19 protein-coding genes and 2 pseudogenes are annotated in these 22,622 nt (G+C 40.2%); 10 read left to right on the top strand and 11 right to left on the bottom strand.

Annotation, left to right across the window (positions count from 1 at the left end; translation table 11 throughout):
- Positions 1–34: 34 nt before the first annotated feature.
- The 5 genes and pseudogenes from HMPREF9007_RS15475 to HMPREF9007_RS15490 form a co-directional block, all read right to left on the bottom strand.
- Positions 35–1,261 carry a glycoside hydrolase family 76 protein gene (locus HMPREF9007_RS15475; RefSeq protein ID WP_008761183.1) on the bottom strand — a complete coding sequence of 409 codons (1,227 nt, stop codon included), beginning with the start codon at positions 1,259–1,261 and terminating at the stop codon, positions 35–37.
- 270 nt (positions 1,262–1,531) lie between these two features.
- Positions 1,532–1,989 (bottom strand): annotated as a pseudogene (locus tag HMPREF9007_RS0124875) (cold shock domain-containing protein).
- A 54-nt stretch (positions 1,990–2,043) separates the two neighbouring features.
- The gene (locus HMPREF9007_RS15480; RefSeq protein ID WP_008761181.1) at positions 2,044–3,168 is read right to left on the bottom strand and encodes a DEAD/DEAH box helicase; all 1,125 of its coding nucleotides are present in this window, start codon (positions 3,166–3,168) and stop codon (positions 2,044–2,046) included.
- A gap of 94 nt (positions 3,169–3,262) precedes the next feature.
- Positions 3,263–4,336 carry a nitronate monooxygenase gene (locus HMPREF9007_RS15485; protein WP_016269667.1) on the bottom strand — a complete coding sequence of 358 codons (1,074 nt, stop codon included), beginning with the start codon at positions 4,334–4,336 and terminating at the stop codon, positions 3,263–3,265.
- A 363-nt stretch (positions 4,337–4,699) separates the two neighbouring features.
- Positions 4,700–5,002: an RNA-binding protein gene (locus tag HMPREF9007_RS15490; RefSeq protein WP_008761179.1), complete on the bottom strand. Its 303-nt coding sequence runs from the start codon at positions 5,000–5,002 to the stop codon at positions 4,700–4,702.
- A 319-nt stretch (positions 5,003–5,321) separates the two neighbouring features.
- Between HMPREF9007_RS15490 and HMPREF9007_RS15495 the strand changes: the two genes are divergently transcribed.
- Complete coding sequence (locus tag HMPREF9007_RS15495) at positions 5,322–6,098, top strand: LuxR C-terminal-related transcriptional regulator (RefSeq protein WP_008761178.1); 777 nt, start codon at positions 5,322–5,324, stop codon at positions 6,096–6,098.
- Here HMPREF9007_RS15495 and HMPREF9007_RS15500 read toward each other — a convergent pair whose 3' ends face one another.
- Complete coding sequence (locus HMPREF9007_RS15500) at positions 6,099–6,683, bottom strand: hypothetical protein (protein ID WP_008761177.1); 585 nt, start codon at positions 6,681–6,683, stop codon at positions 6,099–6,101. It abuts the gene before it with no gap.
- Positions 6,684–6,824: 141 nt separating this feature from the next.
- Here HMPREF9007_RS15500 and HMPREF9007_RS15505 point away from each other — a divergent pair, with 141 nt between their 5' ends.
- From HMPREF9007_RS15505 to HMPREF9007_RS15520, 6 genes are all read left to right on the top strand, one after another.
- Positions 6,825–8,885 (top strand): UvrD-helicase domain-containing protein, encoded by a 2,061-nt coding sequence (locus HMPREF9007_RS15505; protein WP_008761176.1) that lies wholly within the window; start codon positions 6,825–6,827, stop codon positions 8,883–8,885.
- A 707-nt stretch (positions 8,886–9,592) separates the two neighbouring features.
- Positions 9,593–11,248 (top strand): hypothetical protein, encoded by a 1,656-nt coding sequence (locus tag HMPREF9007_RS15510; protein WP_008761175.1) that lies wholly within the window; start codon positions 9,593–9,595, stop codon positions 11,246–11,248.
- 162 nt (positions 11,249–11,410) lie between these two features.
- The gene (locus HMPREF9007_RS0124865; protein WP_016269651.1) at positions 11,411–11,815 is read left to right on the top strand and encodes a hypothetical protein; all 405 of its coding nucleotides are present in this window, start codon (positions 11,411–11,413) and stop codon (positions 11,813–11,815) included.
- A 12-nt stretch (positions 11,816–11,827) separates the two neighbouring features.
- Complete coding sequence (locus HMPREF9007_RS0124860; protein ID WP_032850297.1) at positions 11,828–13,114, top strand: leucine-rich repeat protein; 1,287 nt, start codon at positions 11,828–11,830, stop codon at positions 13,112–13,114.
- A gap of 245 nt (positions 13,115–13,359) precedes the next feature.
- Positions 13,360–13,911, top strand: a complete 552-nt coding sequence (locus HMPREF9007_RS15515) for a LemA family protein (protein ID WP_008761174.1) — start codon at positions 13,360–13,362, stop codon at positions 13,909–13,911.
- Between the two features lie 15 nt (positions 13,912–13,926).
- Positions 13,927–14,859 carry a DUF3137 domain-containing protein gene (locus tag HMPREF9007_RS15520; protein WP_008761173.1) on the top strand — a complete coding sequence of 311 codons (933 nt, stop codon included), beginning with the start codon at positions 13,927–13,929 and terminating at the stop codon, positions 14,857–14,859.
- A gap of 82 nt (positions 14,860–14,941) precedes the next feature.
- Here HMPREF9007_RS15520 and HMPREF9007_RS15525 read toward each other — a convergent pair whose 3' ends face one another.
- Both HMPREF9007_RS15525 and HMPREF9007_RS15530 read right to left on the bottom strand, forming a co-directional pair.
- The gene (locus HMPREF9007_RS15525) at positions 14,942–15,649 is read right to left on the bottom strand and encodes a TIGR02757 family protein (RefSeq protein ID WP_008761172.1); all 708 of its coding nucleotides are present in this window, start codon (positions 15,647–15,649) and stop codon (positions 14,942–14,944) included.
- A gap of 12 nt (positions 15,650–15,661) precedes the next feature.
- On the bottom strand, positions 15,662–16,984 hold the full coding sequence (locus HMPREF9007_RS15530) for an MATE family efflux transporter (RefSeq protein ID WP_008761171.1): 1,323 nt from the start codon (positions 16,982–16,984) through the stop codon (positions 15,662–15,664).
- Positions 16,985–17,422: 438 nt separating this feature from the next.
- Here HMPREF9007_RS15530 and HMPREF9007_RS15535 point away from each other — a divergent pair, with 438 nt between their 5' ends.
- The gene (locus HMPREF9007_RS15535; RefSeq protein ID WP_008761170.1) at positions 17,423–18,733 is read left to right on the top strand and encodes a lysine-sensitive aspartokinase III; all 1,311 of its coding nucleotides are present in this window, start codon (positions 17,423–17,425) and stop codon (positions 18,731–18,733) included.
- A 33-nt stretch (positions 18,734–18,766) separates the two neighbouring features.
- Positions 18,767–19,567 (top strand): pyrroline-5-carboxylate reductase dimerization domain-containing protein, encoded by an 801-nt coding sequence (locus HMPREF9007_RS15540; protein WP_008761169.1) that lies wholly within the window; start codon positions 18,767–18,769, stop codon positions 19,565–19,567.
- A gap of 253 nt (positions 19,568–19,820) precedes the next feature.
- Here HMPREF9007_RS15540 and HMPREF9007_RS15545 read toward each other — a convergent pair whose 3' ends face one another.
- Positions 19,821–20,045, bottom strand: a complete 225-nt coding sequence (locus tag HMPREF9007_RS15545; protein WP_008761168.1) for a winged helix-turn-helix domain-containing protein — start codon at positions 20,043–20,045, stop codon at positions 19,821–19,823.
- Positions 20,046–20,357: 312 nt separating this feature from the next.
- Between HMPREF9007_RS15545 and HMPREF9007_RS15550 the strand changes: the two genes are divergently transcribed.
- Positions 20,358–21,215 (top strand): AraC family transcriptional regulator, encoded by an 858-nt coding sequence (locus HMPREF9007_RS15550; protein ID WP_008761167.1) that lies wholly within the window; start codon positions 20,358–20,360, stop codon positions 21,213–21,215.
- Between the two features lie 122 nt (positions 21,216–21,337).
- Here the strand turns inward: HMPREF9007_RS15550 and HMPREF9007_RS15555 are convergent.
- Both HMPREF9007_RS15555 and HMPREF9007_RS15560 read right to left on the bottom strand, forming a co-directional pair.
- Positions 21,338–21,704, bottom strand: a pseudogene (locus tag HMPREF9007_RS15555) (VOC family protein).
- Positions 21,705–21,798: 94 nt separating this feature from the next.
- On the bottom strand, positions 21,799–22,602 hold the full coding sequence (locus HMPREF9007_RS15560) for a helix-turn-helix domain-containing protein (RefSeq protein ID WP_008761166.1): 804 nt from the start codon (positions 22,600–22,602) through the stop codon (positions 21,799–21,801).
- Between the last annotated feature and the right edge of the window lie 20 nt (positions 22,603–22,622).

Genomic DNA, 22,622 nt, shown 5'->3' with positions numbered 1-22,622 from the left:
CAGGATTTTTGTTTTATCTCTTTTCTTATTCACTCTATCGGTGTTTAAGTACACACATAGCTTCCATCAGCATACAACCGGTCAGATGCGATGTCAATCCCACACTCTCATCATCAGCAGGTGCTTTTCTCCAACGACCGCTATATAACATAGTCTTCTGATTCACTCCCTGCTCTGCCATAACCGTAGCACAATGAATTATGTAGTCGCGAAACTTATTATAATTGGCACTATCCAGTGCAGGATCATTAATCAATTTCACAAAATAACGGAAGAAGATGCCATGAAACAAGCCACCGTCACCACCTTCTGCATCGGAGAGTACACCTTCATTTGTCGACAAATGGTCAATCACAAAATTGGCCGCTTTTACTGCATCTGCCAGATATTGCTTATCGCCGGTAATCTTATACAGTTCATGAGCTGCTCCCAGGAAAGTACCCGAGTTGTACGAAAATACCCATTTGGTAATCTTGCCTTCTCCATTCATGCTGTCATACACTGCCCCCGTCTGACGGTCGAACAAGTTATTCTTCTCCCATGTATATATTTTAATGGCCTCATTCAGATAAGCCTGTTTGGGTTTTCCGGCCTTTTTACCCATAGCATCGTAAAAATTATACAACCGGGCAGCAATAAGGGCAGCAGGACCATTGGAACAAGCGTTCTTAGATTTTGCCACATCCGTCTTCCAGGTAATGCCACCAAACCACGGAGCCTCATCTTCCGGTCCCCAAGTAGACCAAACCCAATCATCGTAGGTCTGTCTCGCCTTTTTCAGATACTTGGTATTCTTAGTGCTTTCAAACATGCGAATCTGTGCCAGAGCAATCCATTCCATATCGTCTACAAACACATTCCACCACGGGTCTTCCTCTCTGCCCGCAAAATTGAATTTCGGTGCACCTTCCCACCACAACGGGTATATATTCAAATACTGTTTGCTTCCGGTACGCATATATGCATCTACCATGACATCCATAGCATGTGCCTGTGGCCAATAATGATTGGTAGTCATATTGGAAAGATCACTACCATAATTAAAATAAAACCGATTCTCATACCCTTTGAAGTTTGCACCCCAAAAATGCTTGATAAGGGCTTGCGACATACCATCTGCCATTTTCTGCCAATAAACAGGCGTCTTTTCCGCCAGACTTGCTGTAGTTTTTTCTACAATTACAGGATTGCTTCCCCCTGTCTCCGCAGAGAGCTGCAAAGTCAAGCTGAGAAAAAATACCGTAATCAATAAGTTCTTCATGTTTTCTGCGTTTAAAAGTTAATAATATTTCAGACTCAGCGGGCAAAGGTATGAAATAGTAGAGATAATGAATCATTATTTCTTGCCATTTTTGTACGATATGCTGCATTCTTCTTCCAGTTACCCTCCGTTCCCCTGTCTGCCTGCAATACTATTTTTACGCATAAAAAATCCCTTGAACCTCTGAGACTCAAGGGATTTTTATTTTATCATATTACACTTAAGCAAATGAATATCTAAAAATAAGTTTCAATACTTACATTTTTTATTTTAATTCTCCACCGGTTTCTTTTCGAGACAGATATTGACCGCATTCATTCCTTTCACACCACGTTCAAGATCGAATGTTACAATATTACCTTCCGAGATATTACCAACGACATTATTAACATGGAAAAAGTACTTATCAACTCCGGCAAGGTCCTTTATAAAACCAAAGCCTCTTGCCTCATTAAAGAATTCAACTCTCCCTCTCAATATAACGGGTTCCTCGTCTTCTTTCTTCGGAGTTGCAATGATTATCTCATCCAGGTTTATCTCTTCCTTTTTGATATTTTCAGCCGGAGGAGTCGAAGTTATCATTCCATTCTCGTCCACATAAGCAATCATATCATCGAAGCTGCTTTTACTGGATAACTTCTTGCTATCCTTTTTCTTTTGTTTTCTTCTCGTTTAGCGAGTCTCTTTTTTTCATTTTCACGTTTACCTACCGTAATGGATTTTGCCATAGAACTTATATTTAATTTATACTATATTTTAATGAATAATGTAAGGGAATGACCTTAAATTGTAAAATCAGCCCTATTTAGTTTTTTGCCTGTCAATTTCTGAATATCATTAATCTGTTTGCGTTCTTCCTGAGAGCAGAATGTAAGTGCCATACCTGCATTTCCTGCTCTTCCCGTACGCCCGATTCGATGTACATATGTCTCAGGAACATCCGGAAGATCATAATTGATAACCAACGGCAGCTCATTAATATCAATTCCCCGGGAAGCGATATCTGTGGCAACCATCACTCGCGTTTTACCCGACTTGAAGTTACCCAATGCGGACTGCCGCGCCGCCTGACTCTTATTTCCATGAATAGCCTGGCTGCCAATGCCGGCTTTACCCAATATTTTAACTATCTTATCAGCATTGTGCTTGGTACGCGAAAAGATAAGTACCGACCGGTCCTCCGATTTTTGCAAAATTGAAATCAGCAACAGGCTCTTTTCTTTCTTCTCTACAAAGTAAACCAGTTGCTTTATAGAATCTACCGTTGATGATTTCGGTGTAACATAAATCTTCAACGGATTCTTCAGCAAGGAATTAGTCAGAGCAATAATCGTATCAGGCATTGTAGCCGAAAAGAACAAAGTTTGCTTTTCTTTCGGAAGTTTCGGCAATATTCGTTTAATATCATGTATAAAGCCCATATCAAGCATACGGTCTGCTTCGTCCAGAACAAAATACTGAATATTATCCAATCGTATATGTCCTTGATTCATCAAATCGAGCAAACGCCCCGGAGTAGCAACCAGAATATCGATTCCTTTATGCAGCATATCCACTTGCGGACGTTGATTCACGCCTCCGAAGATGACTCCGTGACGGATACGTGTATACTTTGAATAATCTTCAATACATTCACTGATTTGCAATGCGAGTTCGCGGGTAGGAGTCAAAATCAGAGCTTTGATTCCCGAACGCTTGCCTTCTCCCTTATTGAGATGCAAATGTTGTATAATAGGTATTGCAAATGAAGCAGTCTTTCCGGTTCCAGTCTGCGCACAGCCTAAAATGTCTTTTTTTGCCAATGCTACAGGAATCGCTTTCTCCTGAATAGGAGTAGGTACTGTATATCCTTTTTCTTCAATTGCTTTTAAAATAGGTTCGGTTATATTTAATTCTTTAAATGTCATAAATGTTATTTTTGCTGTTTCAGCACAGCGGTTAATTTTATATATAGTAAGAGAGCACAACACATTCAATACTGAATATGCAAGGTCTCCGATATTAAACCAGTTTGTGAGTCGCTAAGAAAAACTCGCGTTCCAGTGTATTCATCACTTCTTTCACACTGCTTATTTTATCTGCGAGAAAGGCGTTGCTACCGGCAAAAGCATAACCTTTTTTCATATTTCCTTTGGCCGCATTATACAGCGCTTTAATAATGCAATAAGGACTTTTTGTATAGTCACACGTCTTAATGCAATGGAATGAGCATTTCCTCGGCTTTTCCAGACCATTATTCACACTATGAATAAATTCTCCGTCAATAGCCCGTCCCGGCATTCCGACAGGACTTTCAATAATAAGAACATCTTCGGATTTGGAGTGAATATACACTTCTTTGAAAGTTTCCGAAGCATCACATTCAAGGGTCGTCACAAAAATACTTCCCATCTGCACTCCCGAAGCTCCCAGTTCCATAAAGTGCGCAATATCTTCCCCTGTCGAAATTCCACCGGCGGCAATCACCGGAATATGTTTCTGTTCTTTATAACTGGCCGCAATCGCCACCACTTCGGGAATCAATACATCCAAAGCATAATTCTGGTCTTGGAGCTGTTCTTTCTTAAACCCCAGATGCCCTCCGGCTTTGGGACCTTCTACCACTATCGCATCCGGCAGATAGTTATAATTCTTTTGCCATTTGTCACAGATTATTTTGGCAGCTCTTGAAGAAGATACAATAGGTACTAATTTCGTAATACTCCCCGTAGTCAAATAGGAAGGCAAATCAAGTGGAAGCCCGGCACCGGAAAATATCACATCAATCTTTTCATTAATCGCAGTACGCACCATATCAGCATAATTCGATAAGGCCACCATGACATTCACACCAATAATACCTTTTGTTTTCATGCGTGATTTGCGAATCTCTTCTTTCAGGCCGCTGATGCATTTTTCTGTATAAGTGCCTTTTTCTTTGGGATAAAGCAACCCCAGACCTGCACACGATATAACTCCCACTCCCCCTTCGTTTGCTACTGCTGACGCCAGACCGGACAATGATATCCCAACTCCCATTCCACCTTGTATAACAGGTACTTTAATTTCAATATTTCCTATAAAAAATGATTTCATATATTTTATTCTGTGCTTGGCCATTTCAAAATCAACACACTCCGAACATACTCTATTCAAGTATTCAAAGTCGCCTTCATCACTGGCTGTTCGCTTGATTGGATATTATTTATTAAACTCTCACTCCTGTTTCTTCCAAGAGTATTGTATTACAAAAAAGCCTAATAATCTATTGTCAGAATGGAAAGTGCAGGATTATATACTCCTGATATTGCGCATAAAAGAGGCAGAATTAGCAGAACTTAAATGTAAAATGATTTTTCGTCTTCTCCGTATAACAGAAATTCCTCCGTTAAATCATGAAACGGTAATAGTCTGTATAAAAGCAGAAGACATTATCTTCTGCTTTTATTTATTCTGATATTAATATCTTCTTGAATTGTTATAACCACCTCCACGGTTACCACCGTATGACGGTTTTTCAGCGCGAGGACGTGCAACGCTCACTGAAATAACCTTCTGGTCATATTCAACTCCGTTCAATTCGTCAATAGCTTTTTGTCCTTCTGCATCATTCGTCATTTCTACGAAAGCGAATCCTCTGGATCTGCCGGTTTCTCTATCAAAAATAACTTTGGCTGAAGAAACTTCTCCATACTCTGCAAATAAATTTGTCAAGTCAGCATCATTTGTGCCATAACTTAAACCTGAAATGTAAATGTTCATCTAAAATTTTATTAAAAATAAATACTAATTTGGAGTGAGGAGGATAATTACAGAAGAGGACTACTTACTAATAATATATTATAAAGAAGAACTACACAATAATGATTCGTGACTCAAACTCTGGGAACAAAGATAACACAATTAATTAGATAACTATCTTTTTATTATTTATTTTTCAAGAGATGTTCAATAATTATCATTTGTTAGCACGATTATTGTATGGAAACAATAAGAATAAGCAAATCTCTACTCCTTCCTTGATAATATCACGGATTATATCTACTTTTGTCATACTTCAATCAAAAAAACAGTTCCATACATGCGGGAAATCAAGCTAACAGATATCACACGGGAAGAATTGTGGGCAAAGCAACGTTTGTCCTTTACCGACATCGACTATGCCGTGTGGGAACGGAATAAATCCATGCTTCATCAATTCTCAAAGATGAACCGGAACTGTACATTTGTAGTAGACGTATATAAATGCAGATATGCCTATGCTTCTCCGAACTTTGTAGATTTACTGGGATATGATGCCCACAAGATAGCAACATTGGAAAGGCAGGGTGATTATCTGGAATCGCGCATCCATCCCGACGACCGCGAGCAATTGCTCATCTTACAAATAAAATTAAGTCAGTTTATATACAGTTTGCCTCCGGAACAACGAAATGACTATTCTAATATTTACAGTTTTCGTGTTCTCAATGCGAGGCAACAATACGTGCGTGTTGTCAGCAGGCATCAGGTTCTGGAGCAGACCATCGATGGAAAAGCATGGCTGGTAATCGGGAATATGGATATCTCACCTGATCAACAAGAGGCCGAAACGGTAGACTGTACTGTACTCAATCTGAAAAATGGAGAGATGTTCTCCCCTTCTCCGTCACTGCAGACCTTCAGTCCTCTCACCAAACGGGAAGCTGAAATTTTACGCCTGATCCAAAAAGGACTGTTAAGTAAAGAAATAGCAGACAAACTGTGTGTCAGCATTCATACCGTCAATATTCACCGACAGAATCTATTACGGAAATTAGGAGTACAAAATTCCATTGAAGCCATCCGAATAGGATATGAGACGGGGATATTAAGCTGATTAAGGCATCCACTCCAGCACTCCTCCCACCGGATGCTCTTTTCGCCATTCTTCAAACCCGGCATAAGTCCGTACTCCATCCCGTATGACAGCCTGATAATATTCTACCCCCATAATCTTTTCACTTTCGGGTGTCTCATTTTTCAATTGAAGAATTGTCCGCTTAATCTCATCTGTCAAGACGGAAGAAATACGTTCGGCTACTTTCTCAAAATATCCATCGTATCGGGAACCTTTCCGGATATGTATCATATCAATTTGCCAGAGTGCATTATCCGAATCCTGATACCAGGCATGCCATTCAACACACGCCTCAACAGTATGCAGCAGATTCACGCACTCTATCTTCTTCACTGACGTGTTTTCCGCCAGCTTCGCCATCGCCCTGAAACTATCGGCTAAACTTAAAGAAGACGTATATATATGAAAATCAATATCCCGGTGTTTCATCAGCAACCCCATACGAAGAGAACCAACCAGATTAACCTGTGCACCAATGCTTTCCCATATCGGGATAACATTGACTTTCTCTATTATTTCCCATGCTTTCTGCTGATTTCGTCTTGCAATATCAAGGATATCCATCTTTCTTCTAGATTAAATGAGCACGCAAAAATAAGAAAAAGGCTTGATATATAGCTATAAATAACTATTTAATACCCCACCGGATCTAGCTAACTTTGCCACCCTTTCAATCAACTTTTAATACCCAAACTGAATTTATATATGATATTCAACGAAACAGAAGAGCAGGAAAAAGCATATTTGCAACAGGTGCTCAATATCATCAATGATACGATAAACAGCACAGACAAGTCTGTTAAAGAGCACATAGATACTCTGCAGGAATACAAAGATTATCTATGGTCCAATAAAGACATCGATCCTCATGAAATCCGTTCCATGCGTGAAAGTATACTGAATCATTTTGCACGAGGCGAAAATGTGATAGACAAACGCAATCGCCTGAGTAAGATATTGGATATTCCTTACTTCGGACGAATCGACTTTAAGGAAAATGGAAGCAGCGGCAAAAAGCTTCCTGTATATATAGGTATACACACATTCTACGATTTCAAAAACAAAAGAAATCTGATATATGATTGGCGGTCACCTATTTCGGGTATGTTTTATGACTATGAGTCAGGTGAGGCCACTTATTCTTCTCCGTCAGGTGAAGTGCATGGAGAGATTTCACTCAAGCGTCAGTACCGCATTCGCAAAGGTAAGATGGAATATATGATTGAAAGTTCCGTCACTGTTCATGATGATATCCTGCAAAAAGAGCTCTGTTCCAATGCAGACGACAAGATGAAAAACATCGTTATGACCATCCAACGCGAACAAAACCGGATTATCCGCAACGAAGATACGCCCGTACTCATCATACAGGGAGTCGCCGGCTCGGGAAAAACGTCTATTGCCTTACACCGTATTGCTTACCTGCTCTATACACAAAAAGGAAAAATTTCATCCAAAGACATTCTGATCATCTCACCTAATAAAGTATTTGCCGATTACATATCCAATGTCCTTCCGGAACTTGGTGAAACGACTGTACCTGAAACCAGCATGGAACAGATTCTCTCCACCGTCCTTGACAACAAATATAAGTTTCAGAATTTCTTCGGACAAGTCTCGGAACTACTGGAAAAGCCGGCTCCGGATTTTATCGAACGGATACAATACAAAGCTTCTTTCGAATTTGTTTCCCGACTCGACAAATTCATCCTCCATATGGAAAATCACTATTTCAGAGCGACTGATGTAAAACTCACCAAGTATATCACTATTCCCGCAGAATTCGTAGGGGAACAGTTCAAACGATTCCATCGTTACCCCATACGCCAACGATTTGAAACCATGACAGATTACATTCTGGAAATGATGAAAATCCAGTATAACCTTACAGTGACTACCGCTGAGAAAAACCTGCTGAGAAAAGAAATTAAGAATATGTTTTCAGGAAATAACGACCTCCAGATCTATAAAGACTTTTTCGAATGGGCCGGAAAACCTGAAATGTTCAAGATGCGAAAGAATCGTATGCTGGAATATGCAGATATGGCTCCCCTGGCTTATCTGCATCTCGCATTGGATGGGAATAGAACTCAAACTCACATCAGGCATCTTCTGATAGATGAAATGCAGGACTATTCTCCCATACAATACAAGGTGATCCAAAAACTTTATCCCTGCCGGAAAACAATTCTTGGAGATGCTTCTCAATCTGTCAATCCCTATGGTTCTTCAACTGCTGCCATGATTCAAAAAGCGTTTACCACCGGAGAAGTAATGAAACTATGTAAGAGTTACCGCTCTACTTTTGAAATTACCAGTCTGGCGCAGAAAATTCAGGCAAACAATGAACTGGAACCCATTATGCGACATGGAGAACAACCTGAAATTCTTCCATTCAAGAATACAGAAGAAGAAACGACAGGCCTTGTTAATTTGATATCGGACTTCGGAAACTCCGGATATACATCTTTGGGAATAATCTGTAAAACAGAAACTCAGGCAAAAGCACTTGCCCAGAAACTCCAAGTCCATACAGATAACATATCGCTTTTGTCAAGTCTAAGTTCAGCTTATACAAAAGGCATTGTTGTCACTTCCGCACACATGGCAAAAGGGTTGGAATTTGATGAAGTGATCGTTCCACAAGCTGATAATCAGAATTATCATTCCACCATAGATAAAAGTATGCTTTATGTGGCGGTGACAAGGGCGATGCATAAAATCACATTGACCTATAGCGGGATACCCAATCGGTTCATCGAATAATTCCCCATCAAGATGGTGGTTATTTGCCCGTTTACCGCTTCTTTGCATATAGTATACCCTGGCTTAACCTGTTTATCAACTAAAGTTTGTGTATTAACTAACTGACATTTTCATCGTTCCACCCGGGTGAACAGATCATTGCACCCGGATGAACTGACCTGTCCACCTAGGTGATAAGGACTGTTCATCCGGGTGGAACGATGAAAATGTCGGTTAACTAATACAATAATATATATAGGATAACGTATGGGATACAGTGACTTAACATACAAACAACTGCTGGTTTTAAACAGATATAGCGGACCACATCTTATGTACTTACTTTGATGTGAGAGATAGCAATGAGAGATAACCGAAAACTAGTGGTTTTGATGGAAAAACAATGAGAGATACCTGTTCGGAAAGGTATCTCTCATTCATTATATTAATGATTGTCAGCATACTAGATATTCCACAGTGAGACCGTGAGACTAAAATTATTTTTTTTCTTTCTAGAAGAGTCTTTTTCCAATAATGACAAAGGATTCATTGTAACAGGCAAAAGCAGCACATACCGCTTTGATGATATTGGGGAACTGCCCTCTATGAATATGACAATGATGCATATGGAATCACAATGATAAAAAATAATGTGTCAATGCAGTCATCATTAAAAAAAGGCACTACTCCTTATTTCAAATCCGAGAGATTTTCACTACATTCACAGCATGAAATGCAGAATTATACTTGGACTATCAGCCATTCTCTTTTTTACAGGATGTTATAATAGAGAACATATTTCCCGGCTTGACGAGGCGGAAGCTCTGTTACAAAACAAGCCGGACAGTGCCTTGACAATATTAAAGCAGCTCAGACAGGAAGGCAGTCAGGCCGAACAGGCCAGATATGCCTTGCTTTACTCGGAAGCATTAGATAAAAACCATATTAAAGTAACGGATGATTCACTGATTCGCCAGGCTTGGAGCCATTATAAACACTATTCCAAAGATTTACGACACCAATGTAAGACTCTCTATTATTGGGGACGAATTAAACTACGGGCAGGAGACAAACCGGGAGCATTGCGCCTTTTTCTCAAAATAGAAGAGAAACTGAAAGACACCAATGAACCTTATTATACAGGACTGTTATACGGGCAAATCGGTGAAGTATATTATGAACAGATGAACTACAGCCGGGCTTATCATTATTTCCGTGAAGCCCGCAATAACTTCCGGCAGTCGGATAATGTACGTGAAGAAACGGAGTCAACACTTGATATGGCAGCCGCAGCTTTTCATTCGAAAGACATAGAGAAAGCAATGCGTCTCTACGCCGCCGCTCTTGATCTAGCCGACGAACAAAAGAACGATCACCTGGCAAAAGCCAGCCTCACGAACCTTGCCTCTCTTTATGTAGTATCGGGCAAGCGGCAAATTCCTCATGACTTGCTGCAACGCATCGAGCTTTCCGCCCGACAGGATACCCTGTACGGCTACCATACACTGGTAGATGTGAACCTTCTGAAAAATCGTATAGACAGCGCACGCTACTATCTGGCTCTCGCAGAAGCACAGACTACCGACATCCGCGACTTGGCCGACCTGCAATATACCGCATATCGTATTGAAGCACAAACCAGGAACTTTGAGAAAGCAACCGATAACATACATCGTTATATCTATCTGACTGATTCGCTGACACGCTCAAACATGCAGTTTTCCGCCGGCATGGTGGAACGCGAATATTTTAAAGAACGGACTGACTTTGCCGAATACCGGATGAAAAACCGTACTACCTGGGAAATCGCAGCAGCAACTGTAATCCTTCTGATGATAGGAGTGGCTTATTACATCACCCGCCAACGCCTGCGACTGCAACGCGAACGTACCGACCGCTATCTGCTACTGGCAGAAGAAGCTAATTCCGAGTACAAAACTCTGACCGAACGCATGGAAGGACAGCGCAATACTGAAAACCATCTAAAAGGATTGATAGCCTCTCGTTTTGACATTATCGACAAATTGGGAAAAACTTACTACGAACGCGAGAATACCGCATCACAACAGGCCGCCATGTTCCACGAAGTGAAACAAATAATCACCGATTTTGCAGAAAACAATGAAATGCTGCAAGAACTGGAGCTTATCGTAAATACCTGCCATGACAACGCCATGCAAAAACTCCGGAATGATTTCCCTGCAATGAAAGAAGCTGACATCCGGTTACTCTGCTATATCTTTGTAGGTTTTTCACCACAAGTAATAAGCCTGTTCATGAAAGATACGGTAGCCAATGTATATGCCCGTAAGTCACGACTTAAATCACGTATCAAATCAGCAGAAACAGCTAACAAGGACCTGTTTTTATCACTTTTCGGATAGGTGTTAGGCCAGTGTTAGAAATCTGAGATTCCAATCAAAATAACTACCTGAATATCAACACCATTAAAATACCAGTGTTAGATTTACAAGATCGTATCATAACTCAAAAATGATACGATCTTACTACTTTTGCATTCGAAAAAATTGAAAAAAGAGAAGATTATGAGAAAGATTGTTATTCTGCTAGGTATCATACTTTTTATGATAGCGTGCGAAAAAGGAAACGAAGAAGTGAGAGAAGCTAAAGTAGTGGTTGTCGTTTATGATGAAAATGGAAAAATTGCAACGGGTATTCCCGTAAAGATGTATAATGAAAAAGATTATAAAGTTTTTGAGAAAGATAATCTGACCTTACCTACTGCGGTTGCCCGAACCAATGAAAGCGGGATAGCCACCTTTATTTTACCGCAAGAAGAATGGTTCGCAGCACAGTCGCAGCGGTTCTTTACGTTCGTGGTACAAGAAGGTGGCGGACCTGATAACTACCAGATATGGTCTTCCGGCAGAACCGTAGAAGCAGGTAAAGTAGTGAAAATAGAAATACGTTTAACCCAATTCCCTAACTAAGCTTTTATCACAATGAAACAAACTAAACTTAATATATTAATAGTACTTTGCCTGCAAATGATGACAGGACTTACATTACTGAGTTGCAGCACTGAAAACGATGAATTCAAGAAGGAACTGCCTCCGACGGAGCAACCATCTGAACCCACAGGAGCCTTACTTGAACGTTTTTCCATAGACCAGCTGCCTGCAAAAACGATTTATGCATTAGGAGAGAGTATAGACTTAACTGGACTCAAAGTGACAGGTGAATATGATGATGGGAAACAACGGTCCGTGAATGTTGCCCCAAAACAGATCAGTGGTTTCTCGTCATCTGTCCCTGTCGACAAACAGGAAGTGACCATAACAATAGAAGGAAAGCAGAAAAGCTTTACTATTCAGGTGGCGCCTGTCCGTGTGGAAAACGGAGTTTTGACAGAAGTCCTGAAAGGGTACGATGAAATCATACTCCCCAACAGCGTGAAATCCATTCCTAAAAACGCTTTCAACGGCAGTAAAATAAACAAGGTGACACTCAATGAGGGACTGAAATCCATCGGAGATATGGCTTTCTTCAATTCAACTATTCAGGAAGTTATATTTCCCTCGACTCTGGAACAGCTTGAGGAAAACATATTCTACTATTGCTATCACCTTAAAAAAGCAGATTTAAGCCGGACTAAACTCACTAAACTTCCCGCAAGCACCTTTGTATATGCGGGCGTTGAAGAAGTGTTATTACCTGCTACGTTGACAGAAATCGGTGCACAGGCATTCCTCAAGACGTCTCAACTGAAAACGATTGAGATTCCGGAGAACGTCAGAACAATCGGGCTGGAAGCATTCCGGGAAAGTAGCATTACAACCGTGAAGTTACCGAATGGTGTTACAAACATAGCGCAAAGAGCCTTTTATTACTGTCCGGAATTAACGGAAGTGGCAACCTACGGAACTGTTTTCAATGATGATCCCGAAGCTATGATTCACCCTTACTGTCTGGAAGGATGCCCCCAATTAACACGTCTCGAAATTCCACAAAGTATCCGGATATTGGGACAAGGATTATTGGGCGGTAACAGAAAAGTCACTCAACTGACCATTCCGGCAAATGTGACACAGATTAATTTTTCAGCGTTCAATAACACAGGTATCAAAGAAGTCAAGGTAGAAGGGATAACACCTCCACAAGTATTTGAAAAGATATGGTACGGATTTCCGGATGATATTACTGTCATTCGTGTTCCCGCCGAATCTGTAGAGAAATATAAAACCGCAGCCGGTTGGCAAGACTACACAAACAAAATACAAGCGTCCTGATGATTTATCTGAATTTTCGGTTATCATTGTAAAAGTCGATTCCACATCTGCTTTTTATGATGATAATCGGAAATTCTTTTTTATTCGGTTTCTGTCAGATATATTCAGTAAATATTCCGCTATATATTCTTCTTTACTCCCAAATACTGTTCTATTTTCCAGTTTTATTCTTTATCTTTGACGCAATAAAACTACTTCGAATTCACAAATATAGAAAACGGCAAGAGGATGCCAGACATATAGTTATGACTATACTAATTATTATAGCTGTAGTAGTAGTGATTTTCATCGCTATTTACAACTCACTGGTGCGAAAAAGAAATGAGACGGAAAATGCTTTCGCAGCCATCGACGTAATGCTGAAAAAGAGATACGACTTGATTCCTAATCTGGTAACTACAGTCAAAGAATATGCAGAACATGAAAAAAGCACATTCGCACAGATTACGGAAATGCGCAACAAGTCGTACGCATCTTTCTCTAATCAGGATAAAGAAAATCTGGACTCTGCTTTCTCACAAGCCTGTACACACTTTTTTGCCATTGCAGAAAACTATCCGCAACTGAAAGCGTCTGAAAACTTCGAACAGTTACAACGTGCACTTAACGAAACTGAAGAGCAGCTTTCGGCAGCACGCCGAACTTTTAACGCTTGCGTCACTGACTATAATAATGCAGTACAGACTTTCCCGTCAAATCTGTTGGCCGGTATGTTTGGTTTCACCCGCAAAAGCGTATTCTCCATTTCCGAACAGGAACGTACTGTTCCGAATGTGAATAACTTGTTGAATCAGTAAAAAACAATATATAATATGGCAGAAAGTCCGCAATTTGAGACATTGGTACAAAGTCTTTCCTCTACTCTGCAAAGTCTTGAACAGAAACGCAAAGAACTAAAAAAGCAAGGACATTCCACCGGAATATGGGTAGGAGGGATTATTCTCGTGATTGGTATTGCATTTTCCCTTTATGCCCATGTAGCACTTATTGGAATCGGTATTGCGGCAGGTCTTGCTTTGTTGGCATACTACAGTTGTATAAATGCCAAATCTCAGGAGTTATCCACCTATTATAAACAGGAAGTAATCGCACAAATATTACAATCTTTTTGTGAAAATGCCGTCTTCACACCCGAAGAGGGAATCAAGGAAAGTACATTCAGGAACTGTGCCCTATTCACTTCTCCCGACCGTTACCACACAGAAGATCTGATACAGGGACGTGTAGGAAAAACGGACTTCTGCTGTGCGGAAATTCATGCCGAAGAACGAAAAACACGTGTCAATTCAAAAGGACAGACAAGTCATTATTGGGTAGATATCTTTAAAGGTTTCTTTTTCATTGCCGATTTTCAGAAAGACTTTCAAGGACATACCACTATTTTAAGGAATAGCCTGTTCAAACTAAGTTCCAGCGGTTCGCGGGTGAAACTGGAAAATCCGGATTTCGAGAAAACATTCGATGTTTACTCTACAGACCAGATTGAAGCACGCTACCTTCTTTCTCCTTCAATGATGGAACGACTTCTTGCACTAGACAGAGAATTCAATAAGAACATCACAATTAGTTTCAGAGATTCAAATATCCTGATAGCTATTCCTGAATCAAGAAATCATTTTGAAGCCAGCATCTGGAAACCGATGGATGACCTTAGCCAGCTCAAAAACGATTTCAGCATGATTCATGCATTGGTCTCTATTGTAGAGGACTTGAATCTTAATACACGAATCTGGAGCAAAAAATAAAACGAATCAGCAGAAACAGAACCCGTTTTATATGTCGGACTTAATAGAGGTTTGATTGATACTTCTATAGAGTTTCTGCAACTCAAATCTCCCCGTTGACTCCTAATCCAAATAAAGCAAAATCACCCAGGCAAGGATCATCCGGAAAAACTTCAGCCAATGCAGCGGTGATCCGACGGGCATTCTTCAAAGAAAAAGTTTCCGTATCCGTCAACTTGAAGTAATAAGCTACCCTACAGACATGAGTATCTAACGGAACAATCAGGTCTTTACGATCAAAACTCTCCCAAACACCCAAATCAACCTCCGAATCCCGACGAATCATCCAACGTAAAAACATATTCAGTTTCTTTTGAGGACTTTTGGCAGAAACTTCGAGAAATGCACATAACTTCTCCATAGGTATTCCGGAATATATATTCAAAGCATCTTCCAAACTTCCGAACTGCGTATAGGCCGTATATAACCGACGGAAGTATCCATGAAAATCAGCATACGACAGCATCCGATAAAAACTATGGGTTGCCCCGGAAGGAAAATCTTCCTCCCACCGGCGGGATAATACATATTGATAAGGTGAAGTTCCCATTAGCTTATGCAACTCATCCGCTTTCTTCAATATCTGCTTGCGATTGCCAAAACTCATAATTGCAGTCAGCAGTCCGCTAATCTCTATATCTTGTTTCAGCGTATAACGATGAGGGAACTGTACCGGATCACTTGCGATAAAGCCTGCACAATGGTACACCTCTGCACACATCAAAAGTTTATTCTTTATATCTTCAGTCATTTCGAGAAAGTATCAATCATTGAAAGTACAAAAGTACATATTCTGTTGGGATTTCCTCTTCAAGTACAGAATGGATTGTATTCCCAATAGAATAACGAACAGATATTCCGCCGTCATATACACCATCAAAGAGGCATGAAAACACTCACTCAGCAAATATAGATAAATCAGATAGATCAGGATAGTAACCAGTTGAAAGACAAAGGCAAGTCTTGTCTTTCCCGTACCTGTAACAGCATTGATATAAACATATCCGGGCAATGCAAACACATAATTCAACAACATGACTATAAAAGGCCAGAAAGCAAGTTTTACTAAATAATCGTTATTTGTATAAAATCCGATGATCCATTGATTGCCCCAAAGAGCTGTCAGTATCAATGGAAGCCCTACCACATAGCCTAATCTGAGAACTTTGCGGCAAACGGGAAAAAGTTCCTTCCCCTGTCCTCCCCCGATCAGATTGCTAACTAACGATCCGGTAGTAGAAGCGAAAGAATTGACTATCACAAAAAAGAGGGTAGACACACTTCGGGTAATATTGGAAATAGCAAGTTCTGTCTTCCCCAAATGTTCAATAGCCACAAAAAACAAAAACCAGGGAGCGACACTGATAAAAGCATGAAGCATACTCCATACGGACAGTTGCAGTAGTTTCATCAGCAATCTGCCATCATAGACGGCACTCAGACCATATTTTTTCTTATCTACCGTTTTACACATATATAACAAGAGTATGAGAAACGCTCCAAACTCAGCAATGGAGGAGGCCATCGCTGCTCCGGATATGCCCATATCTAGTTTGAATATTAGTAAATAGTTGAAAGGAATATTGATACAGACTGCCGTAAGGGCTGCTCCGGAGAGGGCTTTAGTATTCGTGATCCCAACCAGGAAAGCCCGGAAAGCCAAGAAAGGAAACGAAAACAACAGTCCGAAACTACGCCAGTCCAGATAACGGATCACAGCCTGATAAATTTCATCAGAAGTAATCAGCTGTTGCAGAATAAACGGAGAAACAAGCTGTATCAACAGAGAAAGCATGATTGCCATCACCATCAGAAAATATAATCCCTGAAAGAAGGTGCGCCCTGTTTCTTTGTAATGCTGCTCCCCATTTCTTCGGGCAATCATAACCTGCAGACCAATGCTGAATCCAAACCCCAGCATATAAATCGCTAAATAATATATTCCCGCAAGTGCGGATGCTCCCAATTCGATTTCTCCTACGTGTCCTAAAAAGACAGCATCGGTAATGTTGATTAATTGCTCCATCAGAATGCTCATCATCACAGGAAAGTTGATGAGCCATATTTGCTTATACGTATATTTCATTGCTCAACTAAAAATAGCACGATACAGCATACTACACTCATAGCAGTACACAGTTTCGTAAATTCATAAAATGGATATAAAAACTCTTTGGCAAGCAGGTCGTTGCTTACCGGATAGCTGAATAGCCTGATTTAGAAAGGATGCTATTCGTTGAGCGTAGCTATATGCAGAATTTCATAAATAGATGGATATACTGTCAGTTCATTAATCACGCTACAAAGATAGTCATTTTTATATCATATCCTAATATGGTATGGTATTAGCAGATTACATCTAGTAATGGACTGCTTCAGAAGCGGGAATAATAGAATTAATAATTTGATTCTGAACAATATACCTGATAATCAAATAGCAGATCGATGGCAACAGACCATCTCTATTTGAAAAAAGGCATATCATTTTGAAAAAGATCAGTAACCAATAAATTATCAGTTAACAATGAAAGTTTGCAAATTTGAAAAAATGAAAGAAGAGGATGAAATCAGACAAGTAATCAATTACATCCTAAAGGAACATCCTTACGTAGTTGTGGTTCCGACACTGACGCAACTACAAGAATGGCTGCAGGATATTTCTATCAGCTGGTTTCATGAAGAAGACAATGCTTCGCATACAACAATCAATAATATCGAAGAATATTGCCGTACACTGGCAGATCACCTCATAACAGATTTGCCACTAAATACGGATATAAAGAAATATATCCGGGAATGTATCGAAAAGATGCACAAACTGGTGGAAGACAAAGCCGATTTATTAATTGATAAAATAATAAAAGCCGAAATATACCGGTTATCCGGAGAATTGTTTACCTGCTGCCTGCGTCAGCATGGACTGAATGCCCGCACATTGGATACCGGTACTTTTATGCAGATGAATCTGGAAAGGAAACCGGATATCCCCTACATTCAGGAATCTATCAGGCAGTATATCAATGAGAATCGGGATACTGACATTTTCATCGCTCCTCTTTCCTTATGCAAAAATGTATATGGCGAAATTGATTTCATGAATGAGAAGCGTAATGATTATTATGCTACCGTACTCGCCAGCATATTCAAAGCAGACGAAATCATTCTGTCAACCGAACTCACGAATATCTATGCCAACCGGAACTGTGCCAGGGAACAACATTCTCTGACCTACACCGAAGCCGAACAGTTGATTAACAGTGGAGTACACTTAATTTATACAGACTGTATCACTCTTGCAGCCCGTTCCAATATCGTTATCCGCTTAATAGACACCCATGATCTGGAAACAGAACGGCTCTACATCTCTTCCCATGATACGGAAAGCAGTGTTAAAGCCATTATTGTCCAAGACTCAGTGACGTTTGTACGCTTCACGTCATTGAACGTCCTGCCCGGCTATTTACTCATGGGCAAATTACTGGAAGTCATTAATAAATATCAGATAAACGTTATCTCAATGGCCTCATCCAATGTTTCTGTCTCCATGATTCTGACAGCCAGTCGTGATACCCTGCGAATAATTCAAAGAGAACTGCACAAATACACAGAAATGGTCGTTGACGAAAATATGTCCGTAATACATATCATAGGATCACTTCATTGGGAACGTACACAACTGGAAAGTAACATCATGGAAACAATCAGGCATATCCCCATATCACTGATTTCTTATGGCGGCAGCGATCATTGTTTCACAATATCAGTTCACACGGCTGATAAGAAGCAATTACTCAATTCGCTGTCACAGCGTTTTCTTGAAAGACTTTCAGCCTGATTAACAAAGTAATAAATACAAATCCATAAAAACATGAAAATTACAATTATAGGAGCCGGAAACATAGGGAGCGCAGTTGCTGCCTGTCTGGCAAAAGGACATCTCTACAACGAAAAAGATATTATCATTTCGACCCCTCATACAGACAAGCTAGAAAATCTGCACAAACAATTTCCTGCGATACGCATAATGACAGAGAATCAGTATGCCATATCGGAAGCCGACATTATTATTCTGGCTGTCAAACCATGTATAGTAGACGAAGTATTATCTCCGTTACGATTCTCACGCACCCAAATCCTGGTTTCACTGGTAACCGGAATATCCATTTCTCACCTGGCACATTTATCGGAAACCGAAATGCCTATATTCCGGGTTGTTCCAAACATCGCCATTACGGAACATTCGAGCCTGACCCTGATAACTTCACGCAAAGCCGGCAAAGAACACCAGCAACTCATAAAACAGACATTCGAAGAAGGAGGAAAGTGTTTGTTCGCAGAAGAGAAACAGCTGGATATCATTTCTGCATTAACTTCCAGTGGAATCGCTTTCGCATTAAAATATATTCATGCAGCCATGCAAGCCGGCATAGAATTGGGTATCTCCGCTGAAGATGCAATGCGAATGACGGCATATAGCATGGAAGGAGCTACAGAACTGATTTTAAATCACAATACCCACCCGCTGTTAGAAATAGAAAAAGCAGCCACTCCCGGTGGAGCCACCATTAAAGGATTGAATGAACTGGAGCACAGGGGATTTACTTCCGCCGTTATTCATGCCATAAAAAGTAGCGCCACAGTATCGACCGATAAAGAGACTGAAGAATAGGCAAACGATCCCCTAAATTTTCACACACATAATTTCGCACTAATATAAAGTATATATTTTTCATATAAAGAAGAAGATACTAACAGCATTATTATACGTTTATTATACATTAAAAAGAGTTACCCTATACACAGAGTAACTCTTTCTAAATTCAGTTCTTCAGGTTCAGATTTAACTTACGATACTTTATATCGACAATTCTTTACTTATAAGTTAATGGAACTTCAAAGATGTTCACGAACAGCATTCTTTATTATCCAAAGCTAAAAGGGAAAGTGCTTTCATCAGATAAAGCAATTAATCCATTTTTCCGCTGGATACAAATTTTGTTCTCTCTCGCCAGCCAACCGGCGGCTAATGCTGTACTCTCTACGCTAAGGTTTAATCTTCTCGCCAATTCTGGTATCGAAATTTCACCAATTTCTTTCAGGGCACCCCAGACCTTGCCGGCATTATTCCCTACTACTCTTTTATCCATGGCTATTCTCTATTAATAATTCGAAACTAAGATAGCGATTTTAATAACAGTTCACAATATATTATCTTGTTTTATTTAACAGATTGACATTATTTAAAGATTCAAAAAAGAATCGGGTTCAAACAGTTAAATATTCGGTCATGTTTTATACTAAAGCACCATTCTGGAATACTCAAAATCATCAAATAAATTCATAGCATAACTAGAAGAGAATCAACAGGTTTTATTAAAAAAAATGAATAATAGCAATATCGGACAAGTTCGTTCCCTTTTTTACCAATACCTTTGCGAAGTGAAATACCAAAAGAAGTTATGCAACAGAAGAAAACAACCAAAGAAGAGTATCAAAAGTGCGTAAATGTTGTGGTGGAATATATCAATCAACATTTAGGAGAAGACATTGATTTGAAATCGCTGGCCAGGATATCAAACTTTTCTCCTTTTTATTTTCACCGGATTATGAAAGCATTCCTCGGTGAACCGATCGGTACCTTTATTGTCCGGACGCGGACAGAAGCAGCCGCACGTTTATTGCGCTATTCGGATATTCCAATTGCCGATATTGCCTATCGCATCGGATATTCATCCCCTTCTTCTTTGTCGAAAGTGTTCAGACAGTTTTATGGTATTTCTCCTTTAGAGTATCGAAACAATAAAAACTTTGTAATTATGAAACCAGCGATTATCAGACCAGACCTGGAACTGAAAAGTGAAATTAAGAGTATACCTGCACGCAATGTTATTTATATCCGCTTGTCCGGTGACTACAAACTGAATGACTACGGTGGGACATGGGGACGTCTGTGGCAGTTCATCAAAGAACAAAAACTGCCAATGGGAGATTTCAGCCCGCTCTGCATCTATCACGACGACCCCAAAGTGACACCAGCCGAGAAATTGCGCACCGATGTATGTATGGTGATGCCCGTACAGGTAGCTCCCAAAGGAGATGTAGGATTCAAGACACTTCCGGCAGGACGTTATGCAATCTTCTTATATAAAGGTCCGTATGACAATCTGCAAGCGGTATATGATACTATCTATGGAAAATGTCTGCCCGAAATGGAATGTACGCTACGCGATGAACCCAGTGCCGAACGCTATCTGAACAATCCGTGCGAAACCGCTCCCGAAGAACTGTTGACAGAAATTTATATTCCGGTAGAATAAGAAGGATTTAAAAATAAATGAGACTGCATATCTTTAGGAATGCAGTCTCATTCTACTTTCGCTCATCATTACCCATCAGAGGGCAACTACGCCGGACAGATAATCTTCCTCTCTTTTACCTGTTATTTATCAGCGTAAAGCCCTACCCTGTTTCCCTCGCTATCCGCAAACAAGGCAAACCAGCCTCTGCCCTCTACTTCGATTTTCGTCTTGGGCATCATGATTTTTCCACCTTTCCGAAGGACTTTTTTCCAATGTCTGATCGATGTCTTCACAATTAAAAGAGATAATCACTCCTTTTTCCGAAGGAAGATAATCGGGAGCATGAAAAATAGCTCCGACCGTTTCACCTTCTTCTGTGAAACACGCCATCTTCTCCTCTTCACATTCAAAAACCGGAAGCTGTACCCCAAACACTGTTTCATAAAAATCGACAGCCCGGTGAAAATCAACTGTAGGAATCTCAAAAAATGCAATAAACTTTTTCATTTCGTTCTTTTTTTATGGTTACTATTAAGCCTTTGCAAAGACACTGCAAAAGTAAGGGATGCCACAAAGCTCTGATAGGAAAAAAAAGACATTTTCAAAATTCCGAGAAGTAATCAGAATAAGGAGCACAAACAGAAAGATATTCTGCAGGCGTATAACCGGAAAATAGTTTGAATTCCTTGATCATGTGGGACTGATCGGAGTATCCACATTCATAGGCCACTTGTACAAAAGGCAAAGTCGCATCCTGTTGCAACAGAAATAAAGCACGTTGCATACGCACAATACGAAGATATTCCTTGGGAGTCGTACCGACATGATCGGCAAAAACACGTCCGAACTGCTTGCTACTCAAACAAGCCGCCTCCGACAATTGAGGAATATTTATCTGTGGTTGAAGATTGATTTCCTGAAAGACAGCAGACATCCTCTTCAGATTATACTCGGAAAAAGCATATAAACGACGAAGAAAAAACTGCTCTATCAGACGAATACAGACTATATTATCAGAAGTATCAGTGACTTGCTTCGCCAAATCCGATAGTTCGACATCTTCCACTTCATCCATCGCTACATCTTTCCCATGAAACAAGTGAACGGGAATGTGGAGCAAGGCTTTCGCTGCATAAGGTTGAAAAACAACCGTAATCATCTCTATCCTACCCGTCGACAACACATCGGAGAATCCGATCGACTGTCCGCAAATAAAAGACTGTGGCTGCAACTTTGAATCATTCTGTAGGAAGAGCTGTTTCCCTTTATGAAAAACAAGCTGCATACAACCGATGGGGAAAGTCCGTTCGGAAACAGAAACTGCTGCATCATCCTGCAATATCCAATAATGACGGATGTAAGGCGATAGCACAGGAACGGGCTTTATAATCTGAAATGACTGCATATGGCAAAGATATCACTTTT

This window comes from Bacteroides sp. 1_1_14 (assembly GCF_000162515.1).
In the GTDB taxonomy this organism is placed as follows: Bacteria; Bacteroidota; Bacteroidia; order Bacteroidales; family Bacteroidaceae; genus Bacteroides; species Bacteroides thetaiotaomicron.
Note: the sequence above shows the minus strand (reverse complement) of the source record. Positions and strands in the feature narration are given on the sequence as shown.